Source organism: Nonomuraea recticatena (assembly GCF_039533245.1).
Lineage (GTDB): Bacteria > Actinomycetota > Actinomycetes > Streptosporangiales > Streptosporangiaceae > Nonomuraea > Nonomuraea roseola.
The window spans coordinates 1-15,838 of sequence record NZ_BAAATE010000066.1 but is presented as its reverse complement, the minus strand read 5'-3'; the positions used below and the strand labels follow the sequence as shown (position 1 = coordinate 15,838).

16 protein-coding genes, 1 tRNA gene and 3 pseudogenes are annotated in these 15,838 nt (G+C 68.0%); 14 read left to right on the top strand and 6 right to left on the bottom strand.

The genetic code is table 11. The features are described 5' to 3' along the window. Positions 1 to 294, bottom strand: a pseudogene (locus ABFX50_RS49300) (hypothetical protein); the annotation flags it as partial. 39 nt (positions 295 to 333) lie between these two features. Between ABFX50_RS49300 and ABFX50_RS49295 the strand changes: the two are divergent. Beyond that, positions 334 to 792: pseudogene (locus ABFX50_RS49295) on the top strand (ABC transporter permease); the annotation flags it as partial. Positions 793 to 943: 151 nt separating this feature from the next. Here ABFX50_RS49295 and ABFX50_RS49290 read toward each other — a convergent pair. Continuing rightward, positions 944 to 1,801 carry an ATP-dependent DNA ligase gene (locus tag ABFX50_RS49290; protein ID WP_346157923.1) on the bottom strand — a complete coding sequence of 286 codons (858 nt, stop codon included), beginning with the start codon at positions 1,799 to 1,801 and terminating at the stop codon, positions 944 to 946. 194 nt (positions 1,802 to 1,995) lie between these two features. Between ABFX50_RS49290 and ABFX50_RS49285 the strand changes: the two genes are divergently transcribed. Further along, a tRNA-Gly gene (locus tag ABFX50_RS49285) sits at positions 1,996 to 2,068 on the top strand. 71 nt (positions 2,069 to 2,139) lie between these two features. On the opposite strand, the gene ABFX50_RS49280 is transcribed toward ABFX50_RS49285, so the two are convergent. Beyond that, positions 2,140 to 2,313 (bottom strand): type II toxin-antitoxin system prevent-host-death family antitoxin, encoded by a 174-nt coding sequence (locus tag ABFX50_RS49280; protein ID WP_346157922.1) that lies wholly within the window; start codon positions 2,311 to 2,313, stop codon positions 2,140 to 2,142. A gap of 235 nt (positions 2,314 to 2,548) precedes the next feature. Between ABFX50_RS49280 and ABFX50_RS49275 the strand changes: the two genes are divergently transcribed. The 6 genes from ABFX50_RS49275 to ABFX50_RS49250 are packed head-to-tail and all read left to right on the top strand — an operon-like array spanning position 2,549 to position 7,756. After that, a complete protein-coding gene (locus tag ABFX50_RS49275) occupies positions 2,549 to 2,953 on the top strand; it encodes an HNH endonuclease signature motif containing protein (protein ID WP_346157919.1) in 405 nt (134 codons plus the stop codon). A gap of 6 nt (positions 2,954 to 2,959) precedes the next feature. Continuing rightward, positions 2,960 to 4,303: a putative antirestriction adenine methyltransferase gene (locus ABFX50_RS49270; RefSeq protein ID WP_379505839.1), complete on the top strand. Its 1,344-nt coding sequence runs from the start codon at positions 2,960 to 2,962 to the stop codon at positions 4,301 to 4,303. Continuing rightward, positions 4,300 to 5,232, top strand: coding sequence for a hypothetical protein (locus ABFX50_RS49265; protein ID WP_346157914.1), 933 nt, complete (start codon positions 4,300 to 4,302; stop codon positions 5,230 to 5,232). The genes ABFX50_RS49270 and ABFX50_RS49265 overlap by 4 nt, the downstream gene beginning before the upstream one ends. A gap of 6 nt (positions 5,233 to 5,238) precedes the next feature. Then, entirely contained in the window at positions 5,239 to 5,901 is a 663-nt protein-coding gene (locus ABFX50_RS49260; RefSeq protein WP_346157911.1) for a hypothetical protein, read from the top strand. 5 nt (positions 5,902 to 5,906) lie between these two features. Further along, complete coding sequence (locus tag ABFX50_RS49255) at positions 5,907 to 6,182, top strand: hypothetical protein (RefSeq protein ID WP_346157909.1); 276 nt, start codon at positions 5,907 to 5,909, stop codon at positions 6,180 to 6,182. After that, entirely contained in the window at positions 6,179 to 7,756 is a 1,578-nt protein-coding gene (locus tag ABFX50_RS49250; protein ID WP_346157908.1) for a terminase large subunit domain-containing protein, read from the top strand. The genes ABFX50_RS49255 and ABFX50_RS49250 overlap by 4 nt, the downstream gene beginning before the upstream one ends. A 52-nt stretch (positions 7,757 to 7,808) precedes the next feature. Here the strand turns inward: ABFX50_RS49250 and ABFX50_RS49245 are convergent, their stop codons facing one another. Further along, complete coding sequence (locus tag ABFX50_RS49245; protein WP_346157905.1) at positions 7,809 to 9,077, bottom strand: pentapeptide repeat-containing protein; 1,269 nt, start codon at positions 9,075 to 9,077, stop codon at positions 7,809 to 7,811. Between the two features lie 256 nt (positions 9,078 to 9,333). Between ABFX50_RS49245 and ABFX50_RS49240 the strand changes: the two genes are divergently transcribed. The 4 genes from ABFX50_RS49240 (at position 9,334) to ABFX50_RS49225 (ending at position 11,819) form a co-directional block, all read left to right on the top strand. After that, positions 9,334 to 9,489 (top strand): hypothetical protein, encoded by a 156-nt coding sequence (locus ABFX50_RS49240; protein WP_346157901.1) that lies wholly within the window; start codon positions 9,334 to 9,336, stop codon positions 9,487 to 9,489. Positions 9,490 to 9,754: 265 nt separating this feature from the next. Continuing rightward, positions 9,755 to 10,714, top strand: coding sequence for a DNA-processing protein DprA (locus ABFX50_RS49235; protein WP_346157898.1), 960 nt, complete (start codon positions 9,755 to 9,757; stop codon positions 10,712 to 10,714). Between the two features lie 189 nt (positions 10,715 to 10,903). After that, complete coding sequence (locus ABFX50_RS49230) at positions 10,904 to 11,485, top strand: ComF family protein (RefSeq protein WP_346157895.1); 582 nt, start codon at positions 10,904 to 10,906, stop codon at positions 11,483 to 11,485. Between the two features lie 49 nt (positions 11,486 to 11,534). Then, complete coding sequence (locus ABFX50_RS49225; protein WP_346157893.1) at positions 11,535 to 11,819, top strand: DUF6504 family protein; 285 nt, start codon at positions 11,535 to 11,537, stop codon at positions 11,817 to 11,819. 15 nt (positions 11,820 to 11,834) lie between these two features. Here the strand turns inward: ABFX50_RS49225 and ABFX50_RS49220 are convergent, their stop codons facing one another. Further along, positions 11,835 to 12,431 (bottom strand): recombinase zinc ribbon domain-containing protein, encoded by a 597-nt coding sequence (locus ABFX50_RS49220; RefSeq protein WP_346157891.1) that lies wholly within the window; start codon positions 12,429 to 12,431, stop codon positions 11,835 to 11,837. 89 nt (positions 12,432 to 12,520) lie between these two features. Between ABFX50_RS49220 and ABFX50_RS49215 the strand changes: the two genes are divergently transcribed. After that, entirely contained in the window at positions 12,521 to 12,868 is a 348-nt protein-coding gene (locus ABFX50_RS49215) for a hypothetical protein (protein ID WP_346157888.1), read from the top strand. Positions 12,869 to 13,142: 274 nt separating this feature from the next. Next, complete coding sequence (locus tag ABFX50_RS49210; RefSeq protein WP_346157885.1) at positions 13,143 to 15,389, top strand: S8 family serine peptidase; 2,247 nt, start codon at positions 13,143 to 13,145, stop codon at positions 15,387 to 15,389. Positions 15,390 to 15,751: 362 nt separating this feature from the next. Here ABFX50_RS49210 and ABFX50_RS49205 read toward each other — a convergent pair. Beyond that, a pseudogene (locus ABFX50_RS49205) lies at positions 15,752 to 15,838 on the bottom strand (IS5/IS1182 family transposase); the annotation flags it as partial.

Here is a 15,838-nt window from a genome sequence, read left to right as displayed (position 1 = left end):
CTTGCACGGGTTTCCGCAGTAGCGGGCCGGGCGGCCGGTGCGCGCCTGGCCGATCGCCGCGCCGCACACCGGGCACCGCGATGCTGTCGACGCCGGGGCTTGTTTCGCCGCCCGTCCGTCTGCGGGAGCGCCGGCCTCGGGTGCCGGCGGGGCAGGCGAGGCCTTCGCCGCCGCGTCGGCCGCCGCCTTCTCCTTCGCTGCTTTCTCCCTGGCCTCTCTGGCCTCCTGCTTGGCCCTGGCGGCGGCCTGCTTGGCCCACAGCTTGGACAGCCGGCGCGGCGCCAGGTCAAACACATCTGGCGCTACCCCACGCTGATCCTCACGTTCGCGTCCGTGCCCGTGGTGTTCCGGCTGCTGTTCGTCTACGTCTTCGGCGGCACCATGGGTGCGGGCATCGGCGCCGACCGCGCCGCCTACGCCAGCTACCTCGTCCCCGGCATCATGATCACGAGGATCGCGGGCGCCGCGCAGGGGACCGCCATCTCGGTGGCCATCGACATGACCGAGGGCATCATCGCCAGGTTCAAGACCATGGCCATCGCCCGCGTCTCGGTGCTCACCGGGCACGTACTCGGGGCGATGGTGCAGACATTCCTCGCGATTGCCGTGGTGACCGTGGTGGCGTTGCTGATCGGCGCCCGCCCGTCCGCCTCGGTGCCGGACTGGCTCGGCGTGGTCGGTGTGCTGGCCATGTTCACCTTCGCGATCACCTGGCTGTCGGTCGTGCTCGCCATGGTCACCAAGAACGTAGCCACGGCCAGCAACCTGCCGATGCCGCTGATGCTGCTGCCGTTGCTCGGCAGCGGCTTCGTCCCGACCAAGCCGATGCCAGCCGGTTTGCGCTGGTTCGCCGAGCACCAGCTTCCTGGAGGCGGCTGTGTGGAGCGCGGGCATCGCCCTGGTCAGTTATCTGTCGGCATGCAGGCTCTACAACCGGTGAGGTTCACCGGATTCGGAAGAGAAGAACTCGCGGGATGCGATCATCCGCTTCCTGGGAAGCGATCTTCTGACACTCCCCATTCCGCCAGATCAAACGCTCTCGTGAGCACCCCAGACTGGCCCCCGGCCGGACATGATGACGACGACCTGCAAGGATGCGCTTCCAGTGCCCCCGGACAGCTGTCGCGCACCAGGAGGGCACCCCGTTGGGGGGCGCTGAGCTGCGAGAACGACCGAGCATGTCCGCCTCCGGTCCGCCAACCCCTACAGAATTGACCTTCACCCAGTCGGCCGAGCGGCGGCCCAGCCGGTACGGCGAGTCCGACCGCTTGCACACGATGCCCTCCAGCCCGAGCTGCCTGCTCAGCACCAGCGCCCGGTCCGCGCCGCCGGGAAAGTAGACGGGCACCTGCCATCGGGCGCCAGGCAGCACGGTCTGCTCCAGCAGCGCCCGCCGCTCCAGGTACGGCATGCGCACCGCGCTGGCCGCGTTGATGTGCAGCAGGTCGAACAGCATCACGGTGACGGGTACCGCGCGCACCAGCTCGGCCACCCGCGCCGGCCGCGACACGTGCATCCGCGGCTGCAGCGCCTGGAACGACACGTGGCCCGCGTCGTCGAAGGCGACGATCTCGCCGTCGAGCACCACGGAGTGCCCGCCGACCGCGCCGGCCAGCATCTGCAGCTCCGGGTAGGCGGCCGTCACGTTGGCGCCGTTGCGAGACTGGATCCGCACCCGACCGTCCTCGACGTACAGCAGCGCGCGGATGCCGTCCCACTTCATCTCAACCGCCCAACAGTCACCCGGCGGCACCGGGCCCGCCTGCGCGATCATCGGCTGGTAGGCGGGAAGATGCGCCATGCCCGTGCCGTACCCGACGCCCCCCACCCCGCCACACGCGAACCGGTAGATACACGGTCAAGCCGCTCCGCCGCAGGTCAACGCCCTACGCGACACTCCAGCCGGGCGGGGACCATCCTTGACTGTCCCCTTGCATGTGATCGGCTAGCATCGGCGGCGATCGGCTGCCTGTGCAGCGGCGCAGCCGATCGAACGCGCCGGAGGTCGCTAGTCGCACACCCCTCTTCCGGAGGGGAGGTCCAGGTTCAAGTCCTGGCCGGCGCTCCACCGCACCACGCACCCGGGGGCCGCCTTGTTTCACGGATCGATTCCCGCCCCTCGCCGGTGTCCGCTGTCCGTCAAGTCGGACGGTCGCCCAAGTGCTCCTCGGCAATCGGTACCGGCACGACTGCGGCCACACGGCGGCCACGGTTGGTGATGAAGGTGATCTGGCCGCGTACAGCGGCGTCGTTGAGGACGTCGGCCATCTTGGCGCGGAACTCGGCGACGCTCAGCTCTGGCTCCTCGGGCATGACGTCCATGGTAGTCCCGGTACGTTCATGTACATCAATGTACATTGGTGGGATGCGGGGAACTAACCGTGGACAGCGCCGGGCCCTCATCGAGTTGGAACAGAGGACCGGCAAGCGCACATGCGCGCGGTGTGAGGAGTTCAAGCCCCTGGAGGAGTTTCACAAGGAGGCGCACGACAGGCTAGGCCGGGCATACTCCTGCAAGCCATGCGTCCGCGCTTACAAGGCGGCGCAGATGGCGAAGCGCCGCGCCGCCGACCCGGAGAAGCATCGCGAGATAGTCCGTCGCCAGCAGCAGCGCCCGGACTGGAACGAGCGGCGCCGTGCCGCCTATGCGGCCAACCCGGATCGGGTCCGGGTCAAGAACGCGCGGGCAAGGGCCCGCCGCGCGAACGCCGAGGGAACCTTCACGGACGAGGAGTGGCTAGCAGTTGTCGCGCACTACGAGAACGGCTGCGTTGCCTGCCGTGCCGTCGGCCCGCTAGAGCCAGATCACGTTGTTCCTCTCACCTGGGGCGGGTCGAACTGGATCAGCAACATTCAGCCTCTCTGTCGTAGCTGCAATGCCAGCAAGTGCAACCGCCATGCGACCGACTACCGGCTCGCGTGGTCGCCCAGTTCTCTCGAAGCCACGGGGTGACGAACAATGTTCCACGGCTCGATCCCAGCGCCGCTCCGCTCGATCATCTACGAGCACGCGGGCATGTGGCCGGGCTCGGATATATATGTCGGCTGTAGTGGGAATTTTACGATCGAGAGGGTGCTGCACGCCCGCTTCGGCGCGACCAGAGCGGTGCACGGCAACGACGTCCAGGCCTACAGCTGCGCGCTCGGCTGGTGGATGTCCGGCCGGCCCCTCCCTTTCACCCTCCGCGAGGAGCACGAGGACGACCTCGGCTGGCTCAGCCCCTACCTGGACGACTCCACGGACCTGCTCGCCACCCTCATGCTCGGCACCCGTTTCCTGCAGTGGGTCGGCAAGACCGGCCCGTACTACCGGCGGATGCTCGCCGCCACTCAGGACCAGTGGCCGCGCATGCACGACAAGACCGCCACCAAGCTGCGGAACCTGACGGTGCGGCTCGGCTCCTACTTCGCCGGCGACGTCCGCGACTACCTGACCAAGGTCGTGCCCGACGACGCGCCCGTCGTCATGTTCCCGCCCTTCTACGGCGGCGACTATGAGGCCCAGTTCGCGCCCATCGACGCCGCCTTCGACTGGCCCGCCCCCGACTTCGACGAGCTCGACGAGAACGGCAAAGAGCAGATCATCGCCCAGGTCCGCGACCGCCCCAACTGGATGCTCGGCCTGCACATCGAACGCCCCGAACTGCGCGCCCAGCTCGCCGGCGTCGTCCAGACCGCCAACCGCGGCCTCCCGATCTACGTGTACGCCGCCTCCGGGCCGCGCCGCATCGTCCGCCCCCGCCAGGCCGTCGCCCCGATCCCCATGCCGAAGATCGGCCCCGACGACGAGCTCGGCGACCGCATGACCCTCCACGTGCTGACCGGCGGCCAGTTCGCCGCGATCCGCTCCCAGTTCATGTCCAAGACCATCAAGCCCGGCACGCCGCTGCTCGCCTGCGGCGTCGCCGTCGACAGCCAGCTGATCGGCGCGTTCGCGTTCCTGCCGCCCAAGTACGAGCCGTCGTGCGCCTACCTGATGAGCGACTTCCCCGTCTCGTGGACGAAGTACCGGCGCCTCGCCAAGCTCATCGTGATGGCCGCCTCCACCCGCGAGGCGCAGCTGCTGCTGCAGCGCTCACTGTCCCGGCGCATCACCGCCTGGTCGACGACCGCGTTCACCGACAACCCCAACTCGGCGAAGTACGGCCGCGGCATCCCCGGCGTCACCCTGCAGAAACGCACCGAACCCGCAGCCGACGGCATCCACCGCTACCAGCTGCAGTACGGCGGCCCGATCGGGGACCGCACCCTGGCCGAGGCCCTCGACCTGTGGAAGCGCAAGCACGGCAAGGACCAGCGATGACCGACACCACCAGCAGCCTGCGCCCGCGGCTCGTCCGCCGCGACCCGCGCACCCTCACCCGCCTCCCAGTCAACGCGAGGTACATGCGCAAGGAGGAGTACGACCGGCTCGTCGCCAACGTCCGCCGCGACGGCTGCCTCACCAGCGTCCCCCTCATCTACGCCGGCGGCGAGTACGACGAAGGCCGCGAGCTGATCCTGTCCGGCAACCACCGCTGCGACGCCGCCGTCGACGCCGAAGTGTTCGACATCGACGCCATGCTCATCGAGGAGCGGCTGTCACCCCAGCAGCTCATCGCCCTCCAGCTGTCCCACAACAGCATCGCCGGCGAAGACGACCCCGCCACCCTCAAGCACCTGTACGAGCAGCTCGACGACGTCGACTGGCGCGCCTACTCCGGCCTCGACGACGCCGACCTGGCCCTCCTCGCCGAAGTCCAGCCCGAAGGACTATCGGAGGCCAACCTCGACTTCGCCACCGTCCAGCTCATCTTCCTGCCCGCCGAACTCGAGGCCGCCCGCACCGCGTTCAACGAAGCCCGCGTCGGCCAAGACGAAACCTGGCTCGCCGCCCGCGCCGACTACGAACAAACCCTGGACACACTCGCCTCCACCCACGCCGCCCACAAGGTCACCAACGTCGCCACCGCACTGCACGCCATCCTCGCCATCACCGAACGCCACCTCGCCGACCTCCAAGACGGCTACACCAACCCCGACGGAGACCTCACCCACACCGGACACGTCGGCCTCGAAACCGTCATCGGCGCCCGCACCCTCCCCGCACCCGCCGCCATCACCCTCAACAAAGCCATCGCCCGCGCACAAGGACTCGGAGAGATCCCCCACGGACAAGGCTGGCAACTCCTGGAACGCCTGGCAGGCGACTACCTCTCCGGAGCCAACTACACCCCCTCCGACCAGGCATAGCCCGCCATGAGCAAGCTCAAGCCGCTACAGATGGACCCCACACTCGACCCCTGGGAGCGACAGCCCGACGAATCCATCACCCGCCACGCCCAGTTCTGCGAGTACCGCGACCAAGGCCGCGCCCGAACCCTCCGCAAGACCGCTGCCAGCCTGACCAAGAACGATCGCTACGTGCGCGACGTCGCGGCGGCGTTCAAGTGGCGCGAGCGGGCCGAAGCCTACGACCGTCATCTGGACAGGCTGTACGAGCAGACGTGGGTCGAAGAGCGCCGCAAGGCCGCCGAATCCGACGCCAAGATCTTGAACGCGGCGATCGGGAAGCTCGCCCAGCGGCTGCCGTCGCTGAACGCCTCCGACCTGTCGCCGGGCGACACGATCCGGCTGATGGACGTGACGATGCGGCATCGGCGCATCCTGTTCGGCGACCCGGCGATGACCGTCGCGGTGACCGGGCCGGGCGGCGACCCGCTGACCGTGCAAGTCGCCGACTTCGCTTCCCTGCCGCCGGAGGAGCGCCGCCGCATCCTCGGCGACATGGCGGCCGCGGTGGCGCGCCGCGTGGCAGCCGTCGACGGCCACGAGGACGACGATGAGGACTACCCGGCCCCCGACGACGTCGACCAGGCGGCCGACGCCGAGACGTCTGCGCTCGGCGACGGCGAGGGGTGAGCGTCGTGGCGCAGGTGGACCGGTCGACGACCCGGACGCTGACGGTCACCAGCAGGCAGCCGCACGGCGGGGTGATGCGGGTGGCCGAGCTGCGTGACTTCGTGCACGCCCTGGACGCCGAGCAGGTCGAGAACGGCGCCATGGTGGAGGTCATCCAGCACAGCGCCGGGCCGCTCGTCGGGCTGCGCGTCCACCTGGTCGTCGTCGACACCGAGCCCGCCGAACCGGCCAAGACGCACCAGGAGCCGCCAGCGGACGCTGAGGGCGTCGGGCCGGCTTGACCCGCCGCGACAACTTCGACGAGCTGGCCCACCTCGACGACGTCGAGCTGTACCGGCAACTGGCCGCTGCCCAGCGGCACACCAGCCGCGACCTGCTGACCGACCCGGTGACGCTGGCGCGCGGCCTGGATGCCACGTTCGTGATGCGGCCGCACTTCAAGGTGATCGCCCAGGCGTTGGCGGAGGTGGAGCGCGGCGACTACGACCGGCTGCTCGTGGTGACCCCTCCGCAGGTGGGCAAGAGCACGTGCGTCGCCGAATGGTTCCCGTTCTGGTGGTTGGCCAGGCATCCGCGCGACAAGGTGGCGGTCACCTCCTACAGCGACGCGCTGGCGCTGCGGCGCGGCAAGGTGATCCGCGGCTACATCGAGGAGTACGGCCACGAGTACGACCTGGCGCTCAAGCCGGGCTCGTCGGCCGCCCAGGACTGGGACCTGACCTCGGGCGGCGGTGTCCGCTCCGTGTCGGTCGGGTCGGGCCTGACCGGCTTCCCGGTCAACCTGCTGCTGCTGGACGACCCGCACAAGGACCGCGCCGACGCCGAATCGCCGACGAGCAGGCAGGCCGTGCACGACTGGTACTCCTCGACGGCGTTGAAGAGGTTGCAGCCCGACCGGAACGCCGTCGTCGGCATCCTCACCCGCTGGCACGTCGACGACTGGGCGGGCCGCCGCCTGGAGGAGGAGGGCCGCCTGGAGGAGGGCGGCCGGTGGAAGGTCGTGCACCTGCCGGCGATCGCCAACCCCAGCAAATTCGGGCCCGACCCGCTCGGCCGCCGCGACGGCGACCCGCTCACCCACCCGAAGATCCGCACCCGCGACCGGGCGGCACTGCTGGCGTGGTGGGAGGACATGAAGCGCACGTCGATCGTGCGTGACTGGCACGCGCTCGGCCAAGGCGACCCGCAGCCGTACGAAGGTGCGCTGGTGTCGGAGGAACTGCTGCGCCTCATCCGCGACCCGGGCGGGAACGTCGAACCGCAGAAGATCGCCGTCGCCGTCGACCCGTCGGGTGGCGGCCGCGACACCGCCGGCGTCGTCGGCGGCTTCCTCGGCGACGACAACCGGGTGTGGATCACCCACGACTGGTCGGGCGTCATGTCGTCGGCCGCCTGGTCGACGGCCGCCTGCCGCCTCGCCTACGAGACCGACGCCAGCGTCGTGTTCGTCGAAACGAACTACGGCGGCGACATGTGCGAGCTGGCGATCCGCACCTCGTGGGAGGCGCTGCAGCGGTCGGAGGAGATCCCGAAGGGCAAGCTGCCGCCGCTGGTGAAGGCGCTGCGCGCCAAGCAGGGCAAGCTGCTGCGCGCCGAGCCGGTCGCCCAGCTGATGATCCAGGACCGGGTGCGGTTGCGCGGACTGTTCACCGACCTGGAGAGGGAGTGGGCGACGTGGATGCCGACCGACCCACTGTCGCCGGGCCGGATCGACGCCTCGGTCATCCTCGCCTACGGGCTGATCCCGGAGGCGAATCAGGGCGCGGTCGTGCACGCGCCGCTCGCGCAGCGGCCGAGCCCGAACCCTGCCTCGCCGGGGGCGGCCTCGACGTACATGCGCAGCATCACCCGATAGGCGTGCCACCGGGATACGGCAGAAACGGGCTGTGGGGGGCTGGCGTCCCGTCTTACTCCTTCACCGCGGTCGGCCCGTCCGGCGTGCCCTTGCTCTCGACAGCACCCGGCACGGCGCCACTGTGGGGCCACCAGGCCGGCTCCAGCACACCGGGTGGTACTGGATCCGGTATCCCCATCGGCGGAGCCTCCCACAGGGGCCCTGGGTACTGGCAGCGGAAGTCGACGGCGCCGCCGAAGAACTGTGCGTCGCGGAAGTCGACGGTGCCGCCGGAGAACTGTGCGTCGCGGAAGTCGACGGTGCCGCCGGAGAACCGCGCGTAGCTGAAGGCGACGGTGCCGCCGGAGAACTCCGCGCGGTTGAAGCCGACCGCGCTGCCGGCGAACTGCGCGGCGATGAAGCTGACCTCGCCGCCGGAGAATTGTGCGTGACTGAAGGCGACCGAGCCGCTGGAGAACACTGCACCGAGGTAGACCATGCCGCCGTTTAGGAACTGCGCGTAGCTGAAGGTGACCACGCCGCCGGAGAACTCCGCGTGGCCGAAGTCGACTATGCCGCCGGAGAACACTGCGCCGCTGAAGGCGACCCCGCCGCTGGAGAACTCCGCGCCGCGGAAGGTGACCATGCCGCCGGAGAACTCCGCGCCGCTGAAGTCGCCGCCGTCGAACACCACACCGGTGAAGTCCAGGTCGTGGCCTTGCCAGGACACCGTGGCGTTGTCGCGTAGGTGGGCGGTGATCAGCCGGATGATGGTGTGCCGGACCTCGCGCAATCCGGCGAAGGCGAGTCGGTCGGCTTCGGGGGCGTCCTTGGCAGGTTTGGGGGTGTAGGGCATGCGCAGGTAGGCGCACAGCACATCGATGCAGGTCTGACGAAGTTCCCGGGTGGGGGCGTCGTCGGCCAGCCCTGCCAGGGCGTGTGCGCCGGCCAGCCGCACCGCCGGGGAATCGTGGCCGAGTTGTCCCGACGCGGTGGTGAACCGCTCGTTGTGCAGTTTGGTGGCCTCTCGCTGGCTGGATTGCTCGGCTAGTACCTGAGCGGCTTCGGCGACCTTCTGCCGCCGGTAGGCCACCACCAGTGCCACCAGTCCGCCCAGCCCGGCCACCACCGCGAACGCGATCTTCAACAGGTCGAACAAGGTCGTCGCGCTGACCTGTGCCTCTGGTTTCAGTCCTTGCACGCCGAGCAGCGCCAGACCTCCGGCGATCACCCCGGCGAGCAATACCACTGCTGCCGCCGCCGTGACCGTCAGCGCCGGGCCGATCCGCATCAACCGCAACCCCGGCGGCTCGCCGGCACCGGACTTTTCCAACTCGCCCATACGAGCCCATACGCGCAGGACCCGGCCGCGTTACACCGCTATGCCTTCACCTGCAGGAACTGTCTCCGTGAGTGATGTGGATGCTCGGGCTGGCTGCGGGCCCGGCCTTGTTCTGTGCGAGGCGGTTCGCAGTTTCATTACGCGCCGAAATCGCGGCACAAACGCCCGTTCACCTGCGAAAACGCTGGACGTTCAAGATCCAAAATTGCTATGATGTTGATATAACAACATCCGCCACCCCACCACGGAGGTCCGCATGACCACCACCACCGCCATCACCTTCGTGATCATCTCCCAGGGCGAGGAGGTCGCCGTGGAGATCGCCAGCACCGAAGACGCCTGCAAGATCGCCGAGATCTTCGTCAACAACGGCGTGATCTTCCAGATGTCCTACTCGTCAGCAACGGCGTGATCTTCCAGATGGCCTAGCCCAGCTGCCCCCGCGCCAGCCGGCCGGGGGCGGCCTCGACGTACATGCGCAGCATCACCCGGTAGGGGAGTCCCGCTTCTGGCTGCAACAGGATCGAGACGGCGGGAAGAGCCGAACGGCTAGCCGACCGGTCACCGGCCGGGCAAGAATGCGTCTGGAGCCACCGACAGTTGACAGTCCACTGGCCACCCGGCCGTAACGTCTGACCGAACCGTTTGATACAACAGCAGAGAAGCGCATTCCGAACATGAGTTCCCGGAGAGTAGGTATGCGAACAACTGAAGAGCAGGCCAAGCTGCTCGCCCTGTGCAAGCTGAAGGGCGTCAGCTGGTATCTGCTCGCACGCGAAGCGCAACGCCCCGACGGTGTCGACCGTCTGTGGCGCGGCGAAACCCTCGAAGTGTCCGAGGACGCCACCAACGCGACGGCTGTCATCCGCGCCAGCCAGGCTGACCTCGATGGGCACATGAAAGCCGCACAGGCCGACGTCGCCCGCGCGGCCGATGGGGGAGCGCGGCTTGTCACCGTCCTCGACGACGGCTACCCGCCGACGCTGCGACTCATCTACAACCTGCCGCCGTTCCTGTTCATCCGAGGCCAGATCGCCGAAGCGGACCTGCGCAGCGTCGCCGTCGTCGGCACCCGCCAGGCCAGCGACATGGGCCTGCGCCGCGCCCGCAACATGGCCGCCCTCCTCGCCGAACGCAGCGTCACCGTCGTGTCCGGCCTGGCCCGCGGCATCGACACCGCTGCCCACACCGCCGCCCTGGAGGCCGGAGGCCGCACCATCGCCGTCGTCGGCACCGGCATCCTGCGCTGCTACCCGGCCGAGAACCGCGCCCTGGCCGAGCGCATCACCGAGCGCGGTGCCGTCGTCTCCCAGTTCTGGCCGGACGCCCCCGGAGCGACCTACACCTTCCCGCGTCGCAACGTCACCATGAGCGGCATCGCCCAAGGCACCGTCGTCATCGAAGCGTCCAGCACGTCCGGCGCGAAGATGCAGGCCCGCATCGCGCTGGAGCACGGTAAAAAGGTGTTCCTGATCCGCAGTCTCACCGAAGCTCAGCCGTGGGCCGAGAAGTACGTGGCCACGCGCGGCGCCATCATGGTCGACCAGGTGGAGGACGTCATCAAGGTGCTCGCCGATCCCGATCGGATCCACGAAGCCGACGCCCGACGCCACCAGCTCGCGCTCGACTTCGGGTAGGGGCCGATGCCGAGCCCGGCTGAGCGGCCCGAACCGCGAGGCTTCGCCAGGTGTCGCGATGGCTGCCCGTACGTCACCACCGGCCCGATCGAGGTGTGCTACCAGTGCGCCTCCGAGCGCATCCGGCAGCCGGCCGATCCGAACTGCAGGATCTGTCGTCAGCGGTTAGACGCGCCCGGTGTCGCCTGCATGAATGACCTGTGCGGCTCGCCGGCCCGGCAGTTCGAACGTGTCGAGGTAATCGGCCTGAAGTCCGATGAGCTGGAGCAGACCATCTACCAGCTGAAGTACTGGACTGAATGGGAGGGCCGGTGGGGGTGGTGCGTGATCCACGCACGGATCGTGCTCGGCTACCTGTACGCCAACCCAGCCGTCTGCGCGAGCGTGGACGCGATCATCCCGAACCCGGGTCGGCCCGCCGTGCGCAAGGGACAGCCGAGTCTCGACTACATCGCCACCACGATCGAAGAAGCGATTAAGCAAGACGACCATGGGCTGCCATTCGTTCTTGCTCCGCCGCTGATCGTCAAGACGACGGAGACGAAACGTATGCGAGAGGCCGAAGGCAAGGCCGCCCGGAAGGCCGTCGGCACGGAGTTGTACAACGTCCTACGCGTGCCGGAGCCCGCTCGCGTCCACGGCAAGACGATCATGGTGTATGACGACGTGTTCACCATGGGTGAGACGCTCAACGCGGTCGCGAGACGGCTGCGCGAGGCCGGTGCCGCCAAAGTGGTCGGACTCGCGCTGGCCCGCCAACCCCGGTGGTAGCGCATGGCCGCCGTTCGAGTCTGTTCGATAAACGGCTCGAGCGTCCGGCATGCTGATGCTCGTGCGCAGATACGACGAGCCAGCCCAGGCCGAAACCGAGCCCGGCGAAGCCGGGAGCGTCCGGCCGCTCAAGTTCCGCGCCTGGGGCAGCACCTACCTGGTGACCGAGGTCCTGCACTACTGGTCCGAAGACCGCCAATGGTGGAAGCCGGGGGCATCCGCCGACCCGCGCCCCATCTGGTTCTGGCGGGTCCGCGCCGTCGGCACCCGGCAGGCGACCGTCGTCCTCCGTGAAGACGCCGGCACCTGGACCGTCGTCGGCATCGAAGACTGACCACCAGCCGCGACGCTACTGCCGCCAGGCGAACGACAGCCTTCCCGCCACGTCGAGCACGTCGTCCGGGCCCGCTGGCGGCAGTACCGTGACGTGATCGAGGAGCAGCGCGAGCAGGTCACGCCGCGCCGCCGGGTCCAACCCAGCCCACCAGCTCTCCAAGCTGCCGGTGGCCCCGCGCTCCACGAAGTCGGCCGCGCCCTGGTGCTCGATGGCGAACAGCAGCAGGTCTGCCGCCAGCTCGGGGCTGCTGCTCAGCCGCTCGACCACCTGGCCGACGATCGGCGGCTCCAGCACCCGCGCGGCAGCGTGGACCAGGCCGCACTCCTTCGACACGCACACGTACCTGACGACGCCGCCGCCCTCCTCAACCTGAAGGTCGACGCCGCAGGCGCCGCACGTGACCAGCCCGGCAAGTACCAGGTCGGCATGGACGGAGATGTCGAGCCCGTGCCGCGCGGCGAACTCGCGAACGACTGCCTCCTGCTCCTGCAGCGAGGGGATCCCGCCCGACTGATCTTCCACGGGCCGGTAGTGGGCGACGTGTGGCGGGCCGTCAGAGTCCGGCAGGTCGTCTGCGCCGCCGCGCTGGTTGTCTCGCTCGTCTGCCATGCCGGCCGCCTCGACTCGGGGGAGTAGTCCCACTCAGGGTAGAAGCGCACGCCCACCCAAGGCCCGTGAACCCCTGACACACTGGCAGCGTGACGCGAAGAGACGACCCGGACGCACTCCTTCACGCCCACCTCCGCGCCCAGCGGCAAGCCACATCGGCCCTGCCGCCGCCCAGCATCATCCCGGCCCCCGTCTTCCCGGCCGGGCGGCAGTTCCGCGGCACGGTCCGCTTCCCCTGCCCGATCGGCTGCGGCTGGTTCCACGACGAGCACCCCGGCAGCGAGACACCAGGGCCATTGCTGCTGCCCGTGGGCTTCACGAGCGAGGACATCGAGGACGCGCTCACCGCCAGGGCCGCCGCGGAAGGCGAGACGCGGCGGCGACGCATCGAGGGCGCCATCACCGCGCACTACCGGTCCGCCCACCCGAGCCACTGAGCACCCGCCCACACCGGCGGTCAGTTGGGGCGTGGCGGTCCGCCACCGGCCAGAATGGGTTGTGATGCATCTCACCTGATCAAGGTCGCGCCCGATCGGGACAGTTGCATGATCTGGTCGGCAACCGATGTCGCCCGCGAGTGTCACCGACTGTCTCTTCAAAGCGCCATGAGTTGTTTCCGGCGAAGCACGCGATCCGCCTGATTGACTAAATCATGGTCATAAGCCGCGATGGTCCGGTAACGTCACCGATTGCCGTGCTTACGGTCACTGCATGAGCACTATCGATGCTACGAATGCGGGTAAGCGCACGCTGCTGCGACCCTCCATCACTCCTGGTGAGCTCATCTCGGCCGGAACAGCCGTGACGCTCACCGCAGAGCGCCAGATTCACCCGCGTTCCGCCGCCACGGCGGTCCGTCTCTGCTCGGCATCCCGCAGGAGCGGTCCCGTTGACGGTCTTCACCAAACCGTCATAGCCAGGGACTCCACCATCGAAATCTCCACCGAAGGCCTGGACGTCGGCGGCTATGAGATCGTGGTGGAGCAACTCTGCGACGCAGAGGGCCGGATTCTGGTCGACCGCCAGGTGGTCCCGTTCGTCATCACCGTGCTCGCGGGCTCAATTCCGGCGGGCAGTCGCGTCGAGCACGCGGTTCATCTGAGGGTCGGGGAACTGCAAGTGACCCGCTGCGCTCCTGCTACCCGAGACGGAGAAGGACAGTACATCGAGGTAGTCAAGGTCGCCGACCGGGAGACCCAGGAGCTGACGATCCTCGGCTTCGACGAGCAAGGCCAGCAAATCGATTTCCGTTCGGTTTTGGACGGCGTTGAGCAGCGCAGGTTCGCGAAGTACGGGCGGATACACGAGACCTTGTGGCACCACATGGAGGATCTGCCGCCGGACGAGCAGGTAAGCGTGATCGTCTGGCCCCCCGTCGAATCGGTCGGTATCGGGTTTGACGAGTCGGGCAACGGTTCGAGGCAAAGGCCACCGGAGGTGGATGCCGAAGCGGTTCGTGAATGGCGCCAGGCTCAAGACGCTCTGGCTCACACACTGGAAGAACTCGGTGCGTCCGTGTCAGAGCACCGATATGAGCGAGTACCCCTCCTACGAGCCAGGCTGACAGTGGAGCAGGCGCGCACGCTCGCACATTCCGACACCGTAGGCACCGTATTCCTGGACAACCCGGAAGGGGTCGACGATCTCGGCGATTCCGTTTCTGTCGCTTATACAAAACAGGCGCACAGTGCGGGTTATGACGGCAACGGCATCTTCGTGGCGGTGTGGGAGAAACATCCCGACGCCATCGCGTTCCTCGACATTGAGGACCAGCACATAGCGTCGGCTGCGCTGCCCTCGGATGGCTTCAGCGCGCACGCGACGGCGGTGACCTCCGTCATCAAGAACACCCGGCCGTCGATCTTCTTCTCTCACCGCGGGCATGCGCCTAACTGCAGGATCATGGCCGCCAATACCTACTCTATCGACTCGGTGATCTGGGCGACTGAAGCGAGAGCCACGGTGATCAACCAGAGCTTCCACCGCGTGCCCGACGAAGCTGTCAGCGGTGTGTTCAGTGCAGACGATGTGCTCTTGGATTGGCTGGCTCTTCACCCGCCCTTCCCCACGATCGTCTCGGCGGCAGGTAACACGAACACGCCGATGCCGCCCGAGGCCAGCCCTCCACAGGCTGAATTCGTGAACCACAAGAGCTTCAACACGTTGAAGGTCGGCAACCACAACGACACCGCGACCGCGATGGCGCCCACAACGGTCTTCCGCAACCCGAGCTCCACGGGTGACCGGGAGTTGCCTGAACTGGCCGCGAACGGCACCACCGTACAAGTAGCCGGCGCAGACGGGATGGGGTGGGACGGCACCAGCTTCTCCGCTCCAGCGGTGGCCGGGGCAGCCGCACTGATCCAAGACGCCGACAGAACCCTGGAGTTCACAGGGACGGCCTGCCGCGCCATTCTGCTCGCCAGCGCCGATCGCAATGTCTCTGGCCAAACCTGGCAAATGGATCTGGCGGCGGGCACCGATGCCGCAGACGGCTCGGGCGCGCTCAACACCTACGAAGCCGTCCAGATCGCCGCGATGCGGGGCCTACCGAATGGGCCGCCGCGGAGGCGCGGTTGGGACCATGGCGTTATCACATCGGACACGCAGGGATTCGTGCCCTTCGTCTACCGGGTTCGGACGCCATCAACCCTCATCGGACCGGTCACAGTCAAGGTCGCGCTCACCTGGACGAGCAAGGTGAGGCGCTGGGCCCCGTTCCGCATACCCATGCTCTTGGACTCACGACTCGAAGCTGATCTCGACCTGCTGCTGATGACCGGGACCACAGTGGTGTCCTCGTCGTCATCGCTCAGCAACAATTACGAGATCGTCGAATTCGTTGCGCCAGAGGACGCCGCGTTCGACATCCGCATCCGGGTGGCACCTCATCCCCCAAGCCCAGCATGGAGGGTTGGTTTCGGGATCGCTTGGACGGTCTTCGCACCCCCACTCTAAAGTTACCCATCGGTAACCACCAAGATGGTGGCTGGCCCCATTCTGGAGGCTCCCGGAAACGCGATCACGGTGCGGCTGCCCGTCGCAGAGCGAGGGCTGTAGAGCCCGCTCGGCCGAACTCGATCGCGCAGCGTGCGCGCGATCTCTTTAGGTGTCCACGCGGTGCTGCCGGGCGGGGGCGCCTCGCCATCGTTGAAGATGTCGGCGATCTCTTCGGTCGACGCGTCCGACAGGTACAGAGCTACGCCTCGCGTACGAGATCGGCAGGCGCGGCGTCGGCGTGCTTCGCCGCCTCTGATTCGGCTGGCGTGCTTCAGCGCTAACGCGGGCGCTAGTCCGCTTGGCGATATTTAGACGTTGACTCATTTGGTAAGTCGGCGGTAGCAAATGAGGGCTGCAGCGATGGCGACGAAGGATGCGAAATGGTCCGCCCGGCGTTCGTAGCGCCG